This is a genomic window from Streptomyces sp. NPDC046939 (genome assembly GCF_040644575.1).
Classification (GTDB): domain Bacteria; phylum Actinomycetota; class Actinomycetes; order Streptomycetales; family Streptomycetaceae; genus Streptomyces.
On record NZ_JBEYWV010000005.1, the window covers coordinates 97489 to 115057 of the forward strand.

Annotated in this window: 12 protein-coding genes; 8 read left to right on the top strand and 4 right to left on the bottom strand. The window is 70.2% G+C overall.

Annotated elements, in window-relative coordinates; genetic code table 11:
- Positions 1-90: 90 nt before the first annotated feature.
- Positions 91-933: a helix-turn-helix transcriptional regulator gene (locus ABZ877_RS07405; RefSeq protein WP_361065850.1), complete on the top strand. Its 843-nt coding sequence runs from the start codon at positions 91-93 to the stop codon at positions 931-933.
- 49 nt (positions 934-982) lie between these two features.
- On the opposite strand, the gene ABZ877_RS07410 is transcribed toward ABZ877_RS07405, so the two are convergent.
- The gene (locus tag ABZ877_RS07410) at positions 983-1825 is read right to left on the bottom strand and encodes a phosphotransferase (protein WP_361065853.1); all 843 of its coding nucleotides are present in this window, start codon (positions 1823-1825) and stop codon (positions 983-985) included.
- Between the two features lie 286 nt (positions 1826-2111).
- On the opposite strand from ABZ877_RS07410, the gene ABZ877_RS07415 reads away from it, so the two are divergent.
- Together ABZ877_RS07415 and ABZ877_RS07420 are read left to right on the top strand one after the other, a co-directional pair.
- Positions 2112-3323 (top strand): cytochrome P450, encoded by a 1212-nt coding sequence (locus tag ABZ877_RS07415; RefSeq protein WP_361065856.1) that lies wholly within the window; start codon positions 2112-2114, stop codon positions 3321-3323.
- 155 nt (positions 3324-3478) lie between these two features.
- The gene (locus tag ABZ877_RS07420) at positions 3479-4702 is read left to right on the top strand and encodes a cytochrome P450 (protein WP_361065860.1); all 1224 of its coding nucleotides are present in this window, start codon (positions 3479-3481) and stop codon (positions 4700-4702) included.
- On the opposite strand, the gene ABZ877_RS07425 is transcribed toward ABZ877_RS07420, so the two are convergent.
- The gene (locus ABZ877_RS07425) at positions 4689-7187 is read right to left on the bottom strand and encodes an ATP-dependent Clp protease ATP-binding subunit (RefSeq protein ID WP_361065863.1); all 2499 of its coding nucleotides are present in this window, start codon (positions 7185-7187) and stop codon (positions 4689-4691) included. The two genes, ABZ877_RS07420 and ABZ877_RS07425, sit on opposite strands and share 14 nt — an antisense overlap.
- Positions 7188-7523: 336 nt before the next feature.
- On the opposite strand from ABZ877_RS07425, the gene ABZ877_RS07430 reads away from it, so the two are divergent.
- The 5 genes from ABZ877_RS07430 (at position 7524) to ABZ877_RS07450 (ending at position 13472) form a co-directional block, all read left to right on the top strand.
- On the top strand, positions 7524-8639 hold the full coding sequence (locus ABZ877_RS07430) for a hypothetical protein (protein ID WP_361065866.1): 1116 nt from the start codon (positions 7524-7526) through the stop codon (positions 8637-8639).
- A 220-nt stretch (positions 8640-8859) separates the two neighbouring features.
- The gene (locus tag ABZ877_RS07435; RefSeq protein ID WP_361065869.1) at positions 8860-10035 is read left to right on the top strand and encodes a glutathione-independent formaldehyde dehydrogenase; all 1176 of its coding nucleotides are present in this window, start codon (positions 8860-8862) and stop codon (positions 10033-10035) included.
- 234 nt (positions 10036-10269) lie between these two features.
- Positions 10270-11208, top strand: a complete 939-nt coding sequence (locus tag ABZ877_RS07440; protein ID WP_361065872.1) for an SRPBCC family protein — start codon at positions 10270-10272, stop codon at positions 11206-11208.
- On the top strand, positions 11205-12380 hold the full coding sequence (locus ABZ877_RS07445; RefSeq protein WP_361065875.1) for a zinc-dependent alcohol dehydrogenase: 1176 nt from the start codon (positions 11205-11207) through the stop codon (positions 12378-12380). The genes ABZ877_RS07440 and ABZ877_RS07445 overlap by 4 nt, the downstream gene beginning before the upstream one ends.
- 120 nt (positions 12381-12500) lie before the next feature.
- Positions 12501-13472 (top strand): zinc-binding alcohol dehydrogenase family protein, encoded by a 972-nt coding sequence (locus ABZ877_RS07450; protein ID WP_361065878.1) that lies wholly within the window; start codon positions 12501-12503, stop codon positions 13470-13472.
- 43 nt (positions 13473-13515) lie between these two features.
- Here ABZ877_RS07450 and ABZ877_RS07455 read toward each other — a convergent pair whose 3' ends face one another.
- Both ABZ877_RS07455 and ABZ877_RS07460 read right to left on the bottom strand, forming a co-directional pair.
- On the bottom strand, positions 13516-15843 hold the full coding sequence (locus ABZ877_RS07455) for a beta-L-arabinofuranosidase domain-containing protein (protein WP_361065881.1): 2328 nt from the start codon (positions 15841-15843) through the stop codon (positions 13516-13518).
- A gap of 82 nt (positions 15844-15925) precedes the next feature.
- Positions 15926-17566 (bottom strand): glycoside hydrolase 43 family protein, encoded by a 1641-nt coding sequence (locus tag ABZ877_RS07460; RefSeq protein ID WP_361065883.1) that lies wholly within the window; start codon positions 17564-17566, stop codon positions 15926-15928.
- Between the last annotated feature and the right edge of the window lie 3 nt (positions 17567-17569).

Below are 17569 nucleotides of genomic sequence, written 5' to 3' on the forward strand. Positions count from 1 at the left end.
TGAAGTGACAGACCGCCCGCCGCCGGGGCCCCGCGTTCCTGGCCCTGACACGGCCCCCCACGCCACCGGCCCCGCGTGGACAATGGGTGGATGGCCGACACCACGGAACTGGGCAGATACCTACGGGCGCGCAGGGCGCAGGTCACCCCCGCCGACGCGGGACTGCCCGCCGGGACGGGCCTGCGCCGCACACCGGGCCTGCGCCGCGAGGAGCTAGCGACCCTCGCCGGGGTGAGCGTCGACTACTACACGCGGCTGGAGCGGGGCCGCGAGAAGAACCCGTCGCCCGCCGTGATCGACGCGCTGAGCCGCGCCCTTCGGTTGCGCGGCGACGGGCACGAACGACTGCACGAGCTGGCCGAGTTGGCGTCGGGGCGGCTCACCGCGCCCCACCCGACGAGCGACGACACGGTCCGCCCGTCGGTGCTCCAGATGCTGGAGGCGCTGCGGCCCATGCCCGCGTACGTGGTCAGCCGCCACAGCCACATGCTGGCCGCGAACCCGGCGGGCCGCCGTCTGCTCCCCGGCATGTGGGACCTGCCGCCGGAGGAACGCAATGTGGCCCGCTACCTCTTCCTGCACCCGGCCGGCCGCTCCCTGTACGTGCCCTGGGAGGAGACCGTCGCCAAGTCGGTGGCGCACCTGAGGGCCGTGGGCGGCGCCGACCCCGACGACCCGAAGCTGGTACGGCTCGTGGGCGAACTGCTGCTCAAGTCACCGGAGTTCGCGCGGATGTGGGACCGGTACGACGTCTGCGAACGCAGCGGCGGCGTGAAGACCTTCGACCATCCGAAGGCCGGCCGGATGACGCTCACGTACGAGATCATGCAGCTCGCCCGTACGGGCGGCCAGCGCCTGGTCGTCTACCAGGCGCCGACCGGCTCCCCGGACGAGGAGGCGCTGCTGAAGCTCGACCCGGCCGCGCGCGGCTGAGGCATCGCCGGTCCGCGGACGGCCGGCGGCTCCTTCGCCCGGAGCCTGGTCAGCCCGGTCCGCAGCGGTCGAGCGAGGCGCGGACCAGGGCGAGCCCTTCCGCTCTCCAGCGGTCCCGGTCGGGCATCTGGTCCTCGCGGCGCCAGCGCCAGGCCGAGAACAGGGCCCAGTTCACAGCACGGCACCGGGCCAGCACATCCGGATCGGCCCCGGGGTAGTACTCCTCCACGCCCTCGGGAGCGTGCGCGAGGTCGAACTCGACCGGCCCGCGGCAGCACGTGGCGAGGTCCACGAAGAGCGGACCCCGCGCGGTGACGAGGAGGTTGCCCGCGTGTGGCTCGCCGTGCAGCAGTTGGCCGCCGGACCGGTCCGCGCCGATCGATTCGCTCACCTCGCTCAGAGTGCGGCACAGCAGCTCCCGGTCGGCGTCGGACAGGTCCGGGGTCCGCTCCGGGTCGTTTACCTCCCGCAGTGCGCGGGCCATGCGCTCAGTGAAGTGGGGTGCTTCCAGAGCGAGTTGGCGCAGGGCGGCGTGGTGCCGCATGAGCGCGTCGGCGTACTCGGCCGGGGTGATTTCCACCGACATCGGTGCGTAGTAGGCCCACAACGAGACGGCGAAACCGTCCCGCATGTACACGCGGGGTTCAACCCGGGGATCCAGTACGGCCACCGGGGCGTTCACGGCCGTGAGTCGGAGGGCGACCTCGACCTCGAACGCGAAGTCGGCCCGCTGCTCCGACGGCGCGACCCGGACCAGCACGTCGCACGGGACCAGACGCAGCGCTACACGGTCCGAGTTGTGGACGACGGCCACCTGGTCGACCTCAAGGCCGAGCGCCGACGCGACTGTCTGGCCCGCCTCCACTGCCCGACGAAGTATCGAAGGCCGCATGTCGTTCCCCTCATGTGGACTGGTGCACCAGGGTCATGCGTACACCCTCAGCGACCCAGGCCACCCGTCAATTTCCGCTGGTCACACTGGCCGCATCGACCGTTCGGGCGTCGGGAAAAAATTTGGTTGATCATGAAACAGTCGGCTCTGGTGCTCGTAAGGCTGAGTACGGGGAAGTGCCAGCCGCGGCCCTGGATCGTTCCGGATGAACAGTGTGCGCCGATCGAAACCGTACTCGGTGTCCCACGGGCCGAACGGTACCGCGGCGCGCAAAGGGGGAGGCGTCATGGAGCCGCTTGTGACCGGCACGGGGGACGGCGAGCGCGCTCGCACCCTGCACGGCCATGCCGGACTCGGCCGCCCGTCCGACCCGCTCGGGCGTCTGGCCGCCGAGTTCGACGACGCCCAGGATGTGTGGCGTTCGGCCACCGGGCTGGTGTGCGTCGCCAATCCGGACGCCGCCCGGGCGGTGATGGGCAACCGGCACGCGGTCGTCACCGAGACATCCGACTTCTACCGGACCCGCCACGGAGTCTTCGGACCACGCGGCGCACAGATCGAGATCGGTCGGGCGTCCCGCGCCCTGATGAGCCGTCACCTCCACGAGCACCGGTCGCGGCTGCCGCAACTCGTAGCGCACCACCTCGCGTCCGGCAGCGTCTGGCCCGACGCCGGGAACCTGCTTGTCTTCGCGCACCTGCGTGACGTGTTGCTGCACCCCGGCGCACCACCTGCCCTGCACGAAGTGCTTGAGCACATTGTCACCCGGGCGGTGCTCGCGGGTGCGCGGCAACGCCATACGGCGGTGTCCCGGCTGCGCTTTCGGCGCCGCGCGTTCGCCGCGCTGCACGACGAAGTGGCGGCCAGGCAGGGGGAGCGGGGGAGGGGCGGCGGGGTCGGTGAGCCGCGCGATCTGCTCGATGTCGTTCTCGACGGGTGCGGTCCCGCCGCCCGCGCCGCGGACCTGGTCGAGGTCTACCTGTCCTTCCTTTTCGCCACGGTCGGGTCGATCGGGTTCGCGCTCGGCTGGTCGGTCCTCGTTCTCGGAACGCACGCCGAGCAGCCTCCGGCGCGGACGGACTGGGTGGTGCGCGAGGCGTTGCGGCTGTGGCCGGTGGCGTGGCTGTTCGCCCGCACGCCGAGCCGGGAGCAGGAACTCGGCGGGATGCGGGTGACCCCCAAGGACCGACTCGCCGTCTGCACCTATCTGGTTCACCGGCATCCCGCGCACTGGGAGAAGCCCGACGCGTTCATACCGCAGCGCTGGGCCGACGCCGTGCCGGACGGGGAGTACCTCCCCTTCGGCTACGGGCCGCACACGTGTGCCGGGGCGGTCGTCACCATGCGTCTCCTCACGGACCTTGTCGCACTGCTCACCCGTGACTGGCAGGTGTCGGTCACCCACGACGGCGCCGGGCCGCAGATCGGCCCGGCGCTGGCTCCGCCGCGCTTCACCGTGGCGCTGAGCCGCCGTGACCACGACCTCGGAGGGGGGTGAACCACCATGCGCGCGCTGTATCGCCAGGCGAAGTCGGCTCTCAACATCCGACGCCAGTACGAATACTTCTGGTACCTGTACCACCACATCTGACCGGCCGGACGCGGGGGCCCGCCGCCAGGCGGCTCCCCGCGTCACATGAGGGGACCTGCCTGATGACCACCCCCCAGCACCCGGACGACTTCCTGCACATGATGCGGATGCGCAGTGCGAACGAGGGAGGCGTCTTCTGGGTCGACGACGAACGGCTCGCCGTGTTCGAACCGGAAGCGGCCCGTCGCGTCAGTGCCACGAACTGGCACGCCTTCACCATGCACGACCGCCTGATCGACGTGGTCCGGCGCCGTTCGAGCCCGCCGGTGCGATGGAGCCAGATCCGCGCCGCGTGGCTGACCCAGCTCCACACGCTCGCCACCGCCGAGCAGCACGGCCGCCTGATGGAGCGCATGGAACGGATCATCGACGCGCGGCTCGACGAGGACGTGGACCTGGCCATGCTCGCCCAGGAGGTGGCGGTCCGTTCGCTGCTGCCGCTCGCCCTGGCGGGGCTCACCGCCGCCGAGTCCGATCTCGTCCGCCGCGACCTGGAGGGAAAGCTGCTGCGGCTGGTCTCAACCGAACCGGGCAGCACCTTGCAGCATCTCCGGTTTATGGCGGTCCAGGTGCGGTCCGGCCTCGTCGTACGGCGTGTGCTGCGCCAGCGCGCCAACGGCAGGCGCAAGCGCGAACCCGACCTCACGGACCCCTTCGTCGACCTGCTGCCCGACCTCGGCATGGACCGCGCCCTCGATGTGGTGACCGCCGTTCTCACCGCCATCGCGGGCCCCCCGGGGACCGCGGCCGCGAGCCTGCTCTACGAGTTCGCCCGCCAACCCGAGTGGCAGGAACGCCTCACCCGGGAACTCTCCGCCGTCGACCCTGTGGCCTTCCGTACGGCACCGACGAGCGAGGCACCCGCGACCCACCGGTTCGTCAAGGAAGTGCTGCGCCTGTGGAGCCCGCCGCTCCTCCTCGTACGCCGCTCCAAGTACGCCTTCGACCTGGGGCGGGAACGGCTGGAGCCGGGGGAGTGGTATCTGCTCAGCCCGCACATGATCCACCGCGACGAACGGGTCTGGAAGCAGCCCGACGTCTTCGACCCCGACCGCTTCCTGCCCGGCGCTCCACACGGCCCCGCGGACCGCACTTGCTACGTACCCTTCGGCTGGGCGCCCAAGAAGTGCATCGGTGCGAACATCGCCACGGTCCAACTGATGGCGCTCTGTCACCAGTTGTGCACGCGGTACCGCCTGACCGTGAACCGGCCGAAGGACGTCACGATGGCCCTGCGCTTCGCACCCGTACCGGAGAACTTCCATGGCCGCCTCAGTCTGCGCTGACGGCCGGCTCGTCCGCCTCCCGGTGGTCGCCGGGTGAGACCGTGCACTCGATCCGGTCGTCCCGTACGTCACAGACGACGGTGTCGCCGGGGTCCACCTGGCCGTCGAGGAGCATGGTGGACAGCCGGTTGTCGAGCTCGGTCTGGATGGTGCGGCGCAGCGGCCTGGCCCCGAACTCCGGCTGGTAGCCCTGCTCCGCGAGCCACTCCTTGGCCGCGTCGGTCACCTGGAGCGTGACCTGCTGCGCGTGCAGCCTGCGGCGGCTGCGCTCGAGGAGCAGATCGACGATCCGCACGAGGTCCTCACGGGTGAGCGCGTGGAAGACGACCACCTCGTCGATGCGGTTGAGGAACTCGGGACGGAAGTGGCCGCGCAGTTCGGCCATCAGCTCGTCGCGGATCTCGTCCACGGCGCCCTGGTGGCTCAGGATGAGCTGCGAGGCGAGGTTGCTGGTCATGATGACGACGGTCTGGCGGAAGTCGACGGTACGGCCCTGCGCGTCGGTCAGCCGCCCGTCGTCGAGGACCTGGAGCAGCAGGTTGAAGACGTCCGGGTGCGCCTTCTCCACCTCGTCGAACAGCACCACGCTGTACGGCTTGCGGCGGACGGCCTCGGTGAGCTGGCCGGCCTCGTCGTAGCCCACGTAGCCGGGGGGCGAGCCGACGAGGCGGGAGACGGTGTGGCGCTCCTGGAACTCGCTCATGTCGAAGCGGATCAGCCGGTCCTCCTGCCCGAAGAGGATGTCGGCGATGGCCTTGGCGAGTTCGGTCTTGCCGACGCCGGTGGGACCGAGGAAGAGGAAGCTGCCGGTGGGGCGGTCGGGGTCGCCCATCCCGGCACGGCCGCGCCGTACCGCCTGCGCCACCGCGGTGACCGCCTCGTCCTGGCCGATCACCCGCTCGTGCAGGGTCTCCTCCAGGCGGATCAGGCGTTCGCGTTCACTCGCGGTCAGCTGGGCGACGGGGATGCCCGTGCGCCGGGCGACGACCTCGGCGATGTCCTCCTCGGTGACCTCGGCCGCGGGTTCCCGTCCGCCGCCGTCCAGTCCCGAGAGCCTGTCCTGCGTCTCGCTGATCCGGCTCTTGAGCCCGGCGGCGCGTTCATAGTCCTCGTTGTGGACGGCCTCGTCCTTCTCCCGGTTCAGCCGGGTCAGCTCCTGGTGGATCTCGTCCGCCTCGGGGCTGTCGGCACCGCCGCGCAGCGCCACCCGGGCGCCCGCCTGGTCCATCAGGTCGATGGCCTTGTCGGGCAGGAAGCGGTCGGTGATGTAGCGGTCGGAGAGGGTCGCCGCGCTCTCCAGCGCCGCGTCGGTGAACCGTACGCCGTGGTGGGCCTCGTAGGAGTCGCGCAGACCCTGGAGGATCTCCACGGTCTCCTCGACCGTCGGTTCCGGCACCATCACCGGCTGGAAGCGGCGGGCGAGCGCGGCGTCCTTCTCGATGTTCTTGCGGTACTCGTCCAGGGTCGTGGCGCCGACCAGGCTGAGGTCGCCGCGCGCCAGAGCGGGTTTGAGGATGTTGCCCGCGTCCATGGAGCCCTCACTGCCGCCACCGGCGCCGACGACCGTGTGGAGTTCGTCGATGAACAGGATGATGCTCTCCTGCGCCTCGGTCACCTCGTCGATGACCTTCTTCAGGCGCTCCTCGAACTCGCCGCGGTACTTCGAACCGGCCACCAGACCCGACAGGTCCAGGGCCACCACCCGGCGGTCCCGCAGGGTCTTGGGCACGTCGCCGGAGACGACGCGCTGCGCGAGACCCTCCACGATGGCGGTCTTGCCGACCCCAGGGTCGCCGAGCAGGACCGGGTTGTTCTTCGAACGCCGGGAGAGGATCTCCACCGTCTGTTCGATCTCCTGCGCCCGGCCCACCACCGGGTCCAACCGCCCCGCGCGCGCCTCCTCCGTGAGGTCACGGCCGTACTCGTCCAGCGTGGGCGTGGCGGTGGACCCGCCCGCCGCGGAACCGCCCGCCCCGCCTTGGCCCCCGCGTCCGCGGCGGGTTCCCGCGCCACTGTCCGAGCCCAGGACGCCGGCCGCGCCGGACGAGGGGTCCTCCACGACCGCGGCCAGGATGTGCTCCGGCCCGATGTACGACGCACCCGCCTCCTGGGACTTGGCGTGGGCCCTGAGCAGGGCCCGCTTCGCCGCCGGGGTCAGCCGCGGTTCCTCCACCGTGCCGCCGGTGGGCAGCGACTGTTCCACCTGGTCCGCCAGCGCGTCGGGGTCGGCGCCCGCCTGCGCGAGGAGCTGGCGACCGGGATCGACTTGGGTCGCGGCCCACAACAGGTGCACGGTGTCGAGATCGGCGCCGTCCTCGGCGGCACGCCCGCCTGCCGTCGCCAGGAGTTCCTGCGAGGCGTCACTGAGCAGACGACCGATGGGCACGCGCTGGACCGCCGGCGGGGAGGCCGCGGGGCTCGTGCCGAAGAAGCGGTTGAACAGGTCCGAGAAAGGGTCACCGGACCCGAAGGGGGAAGTGGTCACAGCGGCTGTCCGATCCTGACGGCAGCCGGTCCACCTGACGAACCGGACACCGCGTTCGTTGTCGAGAAGGAGGTGGCTCGCGGGGGATAACTGATGCTGTCCGGCGGGGTCAGGGTTTGCCGGTGCGCGCGCCTTTCCCCACCTTGGAAGCCGAGCGGTCTCCGCGCACGTCAGCCACCGCACCGTTCGCCCACGCGAGTGGCTCGGGCGTGCGGTCCGTCGTCCTGGGTGCCGCGCGTGGCCGGGGAAGCGTGTCACCGCGCTTCACGGCCCCCGGTGGGGCATCCTGGCGGCACATGTGCCTCAGCAGCAGCCGTGAGGGGTCGGGTCGTACGGATGTCGTCTCCGAGTGTCATCGTCGTCGCGCTTCTCGCGGATCCGGACGCGCCGACAGAGGTCGCGCAGCGCATGGCACGCGTCCTCCCGGCGCGGCTCGCCGACAGATCCGGCCCGGGGCGACAGTTCGACGTCCAGGTGGTGAGCGAGCCCCTCACCTCGGGCAGCGAGGACCCGCCCACGCTGATGAGGCGGATCAGGGACCGCGCGAGCACGGAGGACTGGGACGTCGTGGTGGCTCTCACCGACCTCCCCCTGCACGCCGACGGGCACACGCTGGTGGTGGATGTGCACCGCGGGCACGGCCTGGCCCTGCTGTCCCTGCCGTCGCTCGGTGGCTGGCGGCTGCAGACAAGGGCCCGGGAGGCCGTGGAGGAAACCGTGCTCGGCCTGGTGAAGGCGAAGGCAGGTGAGGACGAGGAGAACGAGCGACGCCGGCCGCTGAGGGCGCCGCTCGCCGGACGCATCGTGCCGGTCGACCCGGACCCTGCCGGTGACGAGGACGCGGCTGATCTCCATTACGTCGTCAGCGGCCACCAGGGACGTCTGCGGGTGCTCATGGGGATGGTCCGCGCCAACCGGCCCTGGCGGCTGGTGCCGGGGCTGTCGAAGGCGCTGGCGGCCGCGCTGGCGAGCGGGGCCATCGCCACCGTGGACTCGACCGTCTGGAGTCTGGCCGGCGCACTGAGCACACCCCGCCTGGTCATCGCCACGGTCGGATCCCTCGCGACCATGATCGGATGGCTGATCGTGGACGCGGAGCTGTGGCACCGCCCGTCCAAGGGCTCGCGGGAGGCGAGGCAGCGGGCGAGGCTGTTCAACGCCTCGACGGTCGTGACCGTCGCGATCGGCGTACTCGTCTGTTACGCCGGCTTGATGGTCATCAACTACGTGTGGGGGCTGTTCATCCTGAACGACCGCGTCTTCACGTCCATGACGCGCTCCCCGCTGGACCCGGTGGACTACGTGACGCTGGCATGGTTCGTCGCCTCGATCGCCACCGTGGGCGGTGCGCTGGGGTCGGGCCTGGAGAGCGACGAGGCGATCCGGGCGGCCGCCTACTCCAAGCGTGAACAGGAACGCCGCCGTATGCTGGAAAGTGACCACGGCGACTAGCGGGTGACTTGGGCCGGACGCGCATCCAGTGCCGACCGTTGGACAGCAGAACATCGGCCGAGCGATCCCTCCGGGACGAGACGACGTCATGCATTGGCCGTTCCTTCGATCCACGCCCTAGGTTCGCCAGAGTCCTGAGCCGCGAACCCCTTTCCCCAGATCTTTCGCAGACGGCGCATCGGGCCGTCATCGCCGCGTCATGACACCAAGGGGAGTCAACATGAAAGCAGCGGTATACGACGGACCGCGCACGGTCACAGTGAAGGACGTGCCGGACGCCACGATCGAGCACCCCTGCGACATCATCGTCAAGATCACCGTCACCAACATCTGCGGTTCGGACCTGCACATGTACGAGGGCCGTACCTCGTTCGAGACCGGCCGCACCCTGGGCCACGAGAACATGGGCCAGGTCGTGGAGGTCGGCTCGGCCGTCCGCAAGGTGCAGGTCGGCGAGTACGTCGTCCTGCCCTTCAACATCGCCTGCGGATTCTGCAAGCAGTGCGAGCGGGGACTGACCAACTACTGCCTGACCATGCAGCCGGAACCGGACCTCGCCGGAGCCGCGTACGGCTTCGCCGACATGGGCCCCTACCAGGGCGGCCAGGCCGAACTGCTGCGCGTGCCCTACGGCGACTTCAACGCGCTGCGTCTGGGCGAGGACGCAGCCGAGCGGCAGAGCGACTACGTGATGCTCGCCGACATCTTCCCCACCGGCTATCACGCCACCGAGATGGCCCACGTCAAGCCGGGTGACCAGACCATCGTCTTCGGGGCCGGTCCCGTCGGGCTGATGGCGGCCTACTCCGCCGTCCTCAAGGGCGCCGGCCGCGTATGGGTGGCCGACCACCAGCCCGACCGGCTGAGCAGGGCCGAGGAGATCGGCGCCATCCCGATCAACACCGCCGAGCAGGACCCGTCGGAGGTCGTCAAGGAGGCCACCCTCGGCCTGGGCGCCGACAACGGCTGCGAATGCGTCGGCTACCAGGCGCACGATCCCCAAGGACAGGAGGACGCGAGTCTGACGCTCAACGGACTGATCGACACGGTCAGGTTCACGGGCGACATCGGAGTGGTGGGCGTGTTCCTGCCGGAGGACCCCGGCGGCAAGGACGCCCAGAACGAGCTGGAGGCGAAGGGCAAGGTCCCCCTCGACTTCGGGAAGATGTGGTTCAAGGGCCAGTGCATGGGTACCGGTCAGGCGCCGGTGAAGAAGTACAACCGGGCACTGCGGGATCTGATCGCCGGTGGAAAGGCGAAGCCCAGCTTCATCGTCTCCCATGAACTCGGCCTGGACGAGGCCCCGAACGCCTACAAGCACTTCGACGCCCGTGACGACGGCTGGACGAAGGTGGTCCTGCACCCCGACGGCCACGGCAACGGCCGGCACAAGTAGCGAAAGGGATCCGACGAAGTATGCCCGACCCCGGTTCCGGCCGGGGTCGGTTGCGTAGGAGTGCGCCCCCACGGCCGCAACCGACGGAGCACACGGGTCACTTGATGCGGCAATTCGGGATTAGACCCGTGCGACGTGGAAACCCCCGGTGTTGTCCGCTTCGCGCCCTCCACTTCGTCACGATTCATCCGGTGAAGGGCCGTCCATACACCTCTCCGCACGTGGGGAGCACTGATGAAGACAGACACCCGCTCCACTTCTCGCCCGCACCACGACCCGCTCGTCCGGGGACTCGGCTGGGCCAGCGCGCTCCTGGGAGTGCCCCAGGTCGCGGCCCCGGCGGCCTTCGCCCGGACCCTGGGGGTCGGTGACGCCACCCGGCACCGTGCGGCCACGACCGCCGTCGGCGTGCGCGAACTGGCGGCGGCCACCGCGTTGCTGACCCGGCCGCACCCGGCCTGGCTCTGGGGCCGTGTCGGCGGCGACCTCATGGATCTGACGATGCTGACCCGGGCCCTGAAGAACCATGACGGCCGTGGCCTCGGCCGCACCGTCGCCGCGACCGCCGCGGTCACCGCCATCACGGCCACGGACGTCTACGCGGCCGTGACCCGTACCCGTAGGAGGACCCCCATGCAACTCACCGCGGCCACCACCGTGGGCCGGCCTCCCGAAGAGGTCTACGCCCTGTGGAGCAACCTGGCGGGACTGCCGGACTTCATGGCACACCTGGAAGAAGTACGCGTCACGGGCCCACGCACCAGCCACTGGCGGGCCGACGCGCCGTTCGGCAAGACGGTCGAATGGGACGCCGAGACCACCGAGGACATCCCCAACCAGTTGATCGCCTGGCGGTCGGTGGACGGCGCCGACATCGACAACTCCGGCGAGGTCCGCTTCGTACCCGCCCCCGGCGACCGGGGCACGGAGGTCCGGGTCAAGCTGCGCTACGACGTGCCCGCCGGGCCGCTGGGCAAGGCCGTGGCGCGCTACTTCGGCGAGGAGCCGCACCAGCAACTCGACGACGATCTGCGCCGCTTCAAGCAGATCGTGGAGACCGGCGAGGTCGTCCGCTCCGAAGGCGCACCCGGCGGCAAGCGGGCCCGTGGCGAGTTCCCGCAGCACCCGGCCCAACCCCTGACCGCGGACGAACTGAAGGAGGCCCTCGCATGAAGGCCAATTGCTGGACTGGACGCAACTCCGTCGAGGTCCTCGACGTCCCCGAACCCTCCATCCTGAACAGCCGCGACGCCATCGTGAGGATCACCTCGACGGCGATCTGCGGATCCGACCTCCACCTGGTCGACGGCTACGTCCCCACCATGGAGAAGGGCGACATCCTGGGCCACGAGTGGATGGGGGAGGTCGTCGAGGTCGGCCCCGGCATCAGCCCCGACAAACTGCGCGTCGGCGACCGGGTCGTCGTACCCTTCCCCATCGCCTGCGGCGCCTGCGCGTCCTGCCGCGCGGAGCTGTACTCGTGCTGCGAGAACACCAACCCGAACGCCGGGATGTCGGAGAAGTTCTTCGGCCACCCCACCGCCGGCATCTACGGCTACTCCCACCTCACCGGCGGCTTCGCCGGCGGCCAGGCCGAGTACGCCCGCGTGGTGCTGGCCGACGCCAACGCGCTGAAGATCGAGTCGGACCTCACCGACGAGCAGGTGCTGTTCCTCTCCGACATCCTGCCGACCGGCTTCATGGGCGCCGACATGTGCGACATCGAACGGGGTGACGTCGTCGCCGTCTGGGGCGCCGGACCGGTCGGCCAGTTCGCCATGGACAGCGCCCGGGTCCTCGGCGCCGAGAAGGTCATCGCGATCGACAAGGAGCCCTACCGCCTCGACATGGCCGCCGCCCAGGGCTACACCACCATCAACTTCGAGGACACCGACGTACGGTCGGCCCTCCTCGAACTCACCGGTGGCCGCGGCCCCGACAAGTGCATCGACGCGGTCGGCCTGGAAGCCACCCACGGCGCCTCCCACGTCCACCTCTACGACCGCGCCAAGCAGGCGGTCCGCTCCGAGACCGACCGGCCCCACGTCCTGCGCCAGGCCATCATGTCCTGCCGCAGCGGCGGCGTGGTCTCGGTCATCGGCGTCTACGGCGGGCTGATCGACAAGTTCCCGGCGGGTGCCTGGATGAACAGGTCCCTGACCCTGCGCACCGGCCAGTGCCACGTGCACAAGTACATGAAGCCGCTCCTCGGCATGATCGAACAGGGCAAGCTCGACCCGACCCGGATCATCACCCACCGGCTGCCCCTGAGCGAGGCGCCGACCGGCTACGACCTGTTCAAGAACAAGAAGGAACACTGCGAGAAGGTCGTCCTCACGCCCTGAGGGTCACTGCCGCGGCCGTATCGACCGGTCGCGGTGCGTGTACTGCACACGTACGGGGCTAAGGTGTCAAGAACGGGGTCAGCGCCCTCGTCCACGGGGGAGGAACGGAGAGCACCGCACGTGAGCACTTCCTCCAACACCTCGCGCGCCCTGTACCTGGAGGAGTTCGGCACGCCGCCGCGGCTCCAGGAACGGCCGGTCCCGGAGCCGCGCCCCGGCCACACCCTCGTACGGGTCGCCGCGGCCACCGTCGCCCACCTGGACCTGAACATCCTCGACGGACAGTTCGGCATCCTGCCCGAGTTGCCGTTCATCCCCGGCACCCAGGGCAGCGGCCATGTGCTCGCCTCGGACACACACCCCGAGGGCGCCCTCGTCCGGCTGCGCGGCGAAGGGCTCGGCCTCAGTCGGGACGGTGCCTGGGCCGAGCACGTGCTCGTGCCCGACGCCGCCGCCGAGGTCATGCCCGAGGGCACCGACCCCGCGCTGGCCTGCACCTATTTCTCGCCGGTCGGCACCGCCTGGGCGACCGTGCACGCCATCGCCCAGGTGAGGCCGGGGGAGCGGGTCCTGGTCACCGGCGCGTCCGGCGCGGTCGGCGCCATGGCCGTCCAGCTCGCGGCGCGGGTCGGCGCGGAGGTCGTCGGCGCGGTCGGCCGCCCGGCGAAGCTGGAACACGTGCCCGCAGTCGCCAAGGCGCTGCTCGCCTCGGACCTCTCCGAGGAGGCGATCGGCGGCAAGGTCGACGTGCTGATCGACACGGTCGGCGGCCCGATCCTGCGCGACGCCCTCACCCTGGTCCGCCCGCGCGGCCGGGCAGCACTCCTCGGCTACACGGCCGGACGCGAACTCACCCTCGACCTCGCCGACTTCTTCCTCGCCGACGTCTCCCTCCTCCCGGTGAACATGATCAGCCGCGGCGCGGCGGTCGCCCCCGAGGTACTGCGCCTGCTGCCGGAGCTGTCCTCGGGCGCGCTGACATTGCCGTACGAGAGCTACGGGATGGACGCGCTCGGCGAGGCGGTCGACCGGCTCCGCACGGGCGCGGCGGTGGGCAAGATCGTGCTCGACATGACGAGCGACGGCCACTGACCGCCCGCGCGAAGGGCCTCTCCGATGGAAGGGCCTTTCAGCGCTATAGACGCACGACCCGCCAGCGGTTGTCCGCCGTGCCGTCGTCGGCGTCCTGGACCGCGAACGCGCCCACCGCCGTGGAGTTGCCCGCGATGGCGAGGAGCTTCCCGCTGTGCACGTTGCGAATCTTGTACGTGCCGTCGTTCTGGTCGAGCAGGGTCCAGCGGTGGTCCGCGGTTCCGTTGTCCGCCCACTGGAGCACGGTCGCCTTGTCCGTCGTGGCCATGTTCAGGACGCCGAGCACCTTGCCGCTGTGGGCGTTGCGGAAACGGACGGCGGTGCCGTCGGCGATCATCTCCCAGTCGTGGTCGGCGGTGCCGCTGTCCGTCCACTGGAGGGCCCGCCCGCCGTCGGCCGTGGACATGTCCTGGATGCCTAGGACGAGACCGCTGCCCACGTTGACCAGGCGCACGGTGGGTGAGGAGGGTGCGGTGCCGATGTTCCAGTAGACGGTGTAGTTGTGGCCGTGCGCGTCGTGGAACGGGCCGAGGGTAACGGGCGCGCCGTTCGCGGTGGCGGTGAAGGTGAGCTTGTCCGCGCTGGTTCGTCGGATCGTGGACGGCTCCAGGGAGGGGAGGGAACTGAGCTTGGTGTCGCCGTAGTTCCCGGACAGGACGACCGGACCGTAGGTGACGGCCGCCACCTTGGGGTTGTCGTTGGCCGGCCGCATGACGACCCGCATGGGCAGGCGCACGGTCACCGTGTCCCCGGCGGTCCAGGAGCGGGTGAGGGCTGCGTAACTGCCCGGAGTGGTGGCGATGGTCTGCGGAGTGCCGTTGACGCTGACGGTGGCTCCCGTGGTCCAGCCCGGAATGCGGACGCGCAGGGTCCAGGTGCCCCCGGCGTCTCCGGTGACGCGCAGCGTGGTCGTGTCGCTCATCGGGAAGGACGTGGTCTGGGTGACGGTGATGCCGCGCCGGCCCCAGGTGAGGATGGACGGCACGAACAGGTTCACGGTCAGGGTGTCGCCGCCGTCGTGGAAGTAGACGGAGTCCATCAGCCGGGTGTGCGCCTCAAGGCCGGTGCCCTGGCAGCACCAGAAGGTGGTGTAGTCGGTGCTCCAGGTGCCGCCGCCCCACGCCGGTCCCACACCCCGTCGGCCGCCGGGGTTGAGCGGGGTGAAGTAGGTGACGTGGCCGTGCGGGTCGGCCGGGTTCTGCTGGCCGGTCATCTGGTTGAGCCACGCCTGCTCGTAGTAGTCGAAGAGCGCGGCCCGGTCGGGTTCGAGGGCGTACAGCTCCCGCGTGAGGGTGAGCATGTTGTGGGTGTTGCAGCTCTCACACGTGTCTTGGTTGAGGTAGGCGGCGATGGCGTTGGGTGCGCGGAAGTGTTCGGCTTGGCTGTTGCCGCCGATGGCGTACGTGTGCGTACCTACGCATATGTTCCAGGCGTTGGCGGCGATGCTGCGGTACCGCGCGGTGCCGGTGGCCTTGTAGGCGCGGGCGGCGCCGATCCACTTGGGTACCTGCGTGTTGGCGTGCAGACCGGCCAGCCGGTCCTGGTTCGCGGCCAGCGGGTCGAACACCGCGGCATGGTCGAACCGCTGAGCCACGGTGAGCCAGCGCGCGTCACCGGTCTGCTGGTGGAGGTCGGTCAGCACGGCGTTCATGCCGCCGAACTCGGTGCCCAGCATGGCCTGCGTCTGCGCCGTGCTCAGGCGGCCGGTGCGCGCGTCGACCCAGCCCGCGAGGGCCAGCAACACGTCCCGTGCCTGGGTGTTGCCCAGGTACCGCCACACGTCCAGCAACCCGGCGAGGGTCTTGTGGATCGTGTAGTACGGAACATTGCCGTTGTTCAGGGTGCGTTGTTCCAGAGCGGTGAAGTCGGATTCGGGATACCCGGACAGATATCCGCTGCCGAAGCCGACGGCACGATTGTTGGCCTGGCACTTCGCCAGCTCCGCCACCATGTACGCGGCCTTGTCCCGGCAGACGGTGTCCCCCGACACGGCGTACAACTGTGCCCAGGCAGTGAGGAAGTGTCCTTGGACGTGGCTGCGGAAGGGGAAGGTGGGGGCGTCCCAGCCGCCGTTCGCGGCGGCGCCGCCCGTGGACAGACCGTGGTTGGCCCGGAAGACGTACAGCAGCCGGTCCACATCGACGAACCGCAGGTAGGAAGCCGTACGGTTCTGATTGTCCAGCCACCGGCTCGCCGTCAGCCGGACCTCGCCCGGCGCGAAGGCATGGGCCAGGACCCCGGTGTCGGCGCGGGCCGGCGGAACGACCGCCGCCCGCGCGGTCGGGCCGCCGAGGAGGGGTGGGGCGGTCGAGGCCGCGGCCGTGGCACCGGCGATCGCGAGGAGGCGGCGTCTGCTGAGCGAGGACGACATCGCGTGCCCTTTCGGGGGGAAGGGGAGGAGTTGATTGCGGGCGGACCGGACACACTTCCTTCGTGTGGCGGCCAGTGCTTGCTCAGGGCGCGGTCACTTCGAAACGTGTGACCCGGACGGAACCGCCGAGCGACGCGGTGGCGTGGTTGAAGAGCGCGTAGCGGTAACCCATGAAGAATTGCCAGGCGTTGTTCAGGGTGAACGCGGGCCCGAACGAGGTGAAGCGGGTGCCGTCGGTGCTGTAGGAGAAGGTGGCGGTCCTGCCGGTGCCGGGGGTGATGTCGGCCTTGGCCCGCAGCCAGACCTGGTTGCCCTGGACGGCGGCGCTGGCCCGTACCGTGCCGGTGCCGGTGGTGTTCCAGTTGGCGTCCATGGTGAGGCCGTCGACCATGACCACGCGGGTGCCGCCGCTGTCGCGGACGAGGCCGACGCAGGCGGAGGAGTCCCGCAGGAGGGCGAGCCCCGCCCGGTCCCCGTTCCGCATCCCGGAGAAGTCGAGGAGCGCCGTCGCGGTGGAGGTGGGGCCGGGTATGCGGTGCGTGAGGGTGTTGCGGGCCCAGTACAGGTCGCTGGTGACGGTCGCCGTCCGGAGGGTGAGCCCGTTGCCGACGGACCACTTGGTGTCGTCCGGGTTGTGGTTCCACTCCCACTTGGGGGCCAGGGACGTCCCCGTGAAGGTGTCCACACCTGTCATCGGTTCCACGGCGCGGGGTGGCGTCGGTACGGCGGGCAGCGGATAGGTGCTGCCCCAGGCGTTGTTGACGAGCTGCACGGTCGGCCAGCCGTCGGCGGTCCAGGTGACCGGGGCGAGTACGGGGATCCGGCCGCCCGGGTAGGCGTCGACGAAGGCCATGTAGTACCAGGCCCCGTACTGGGTCTGCACGAGTCCGCCCTGGTGGGGAACGCCTCCACCGGGAACCGGCCCGCGCAGGTCGAGCAGGACCTGCCGGAGCGTGTAGGGCCCGAACGGGCCGCTGGTCGACTTCAGGACGTACTGGCCGTTGGCCGGGCGGGTCAGGAAGATGTAGTAATTGCCGTTGATCTTGTAGAACCGGGAGCCCTCCAGGGTTCCGATGCTCGACGGTGTGCTGAACACCTGCTGGCTACGCACCTGTGTGCGGCCGTCCGCGGAGAGCTGCGCCACGTTGATCGTGGTGTTCCCGTATGCCACATACAGGGTGTCGTCGGTGTCGACGAGCAACCCGGCGTCGTAGTAGGCGGTGTTGAGGGTGGCCAGTCGGCTCCACGGGCCCTCGACGGCCGTCGCCGCGTACAGATAGGACTTCGCGAAGTCGATCTGGCCCAGCCAGTAGAACGTCCTGTTGGACGGCCGGTAGGCCAGCGACGAGGCCCAGATGCCCCGGACGTAGCCGCGTGCGCCGTTGAGGTCGTACTTCGTGCCGAAGTCGAGGCGCGGGACCGAGTGGCCGGCGAACTCCCAGTGCACCAGGTCGTACGAGCGCAGGACCGGTGCGCCGGGCGAGTAGTGCATGGTCGAGGCCGAGAGGTAGTACGTGTCCTGCACGCGGATGATGTCGATGTCCGCGAAGTCCTGCCAGAGCACCGGGTTGGCGAAGGTCGTGGCTGAACCGGCCGAGGGCGCCTGAGGTTCGGCACCGGACGCCCGCCCGGCCGCCATGGCGGGCAGGGCACCTTGCGCCAGCAGGCCCGCGCTCGCGGCGAGCACCGTACGACGGTTCAACTCGTGACGAGTCCATGACATTTG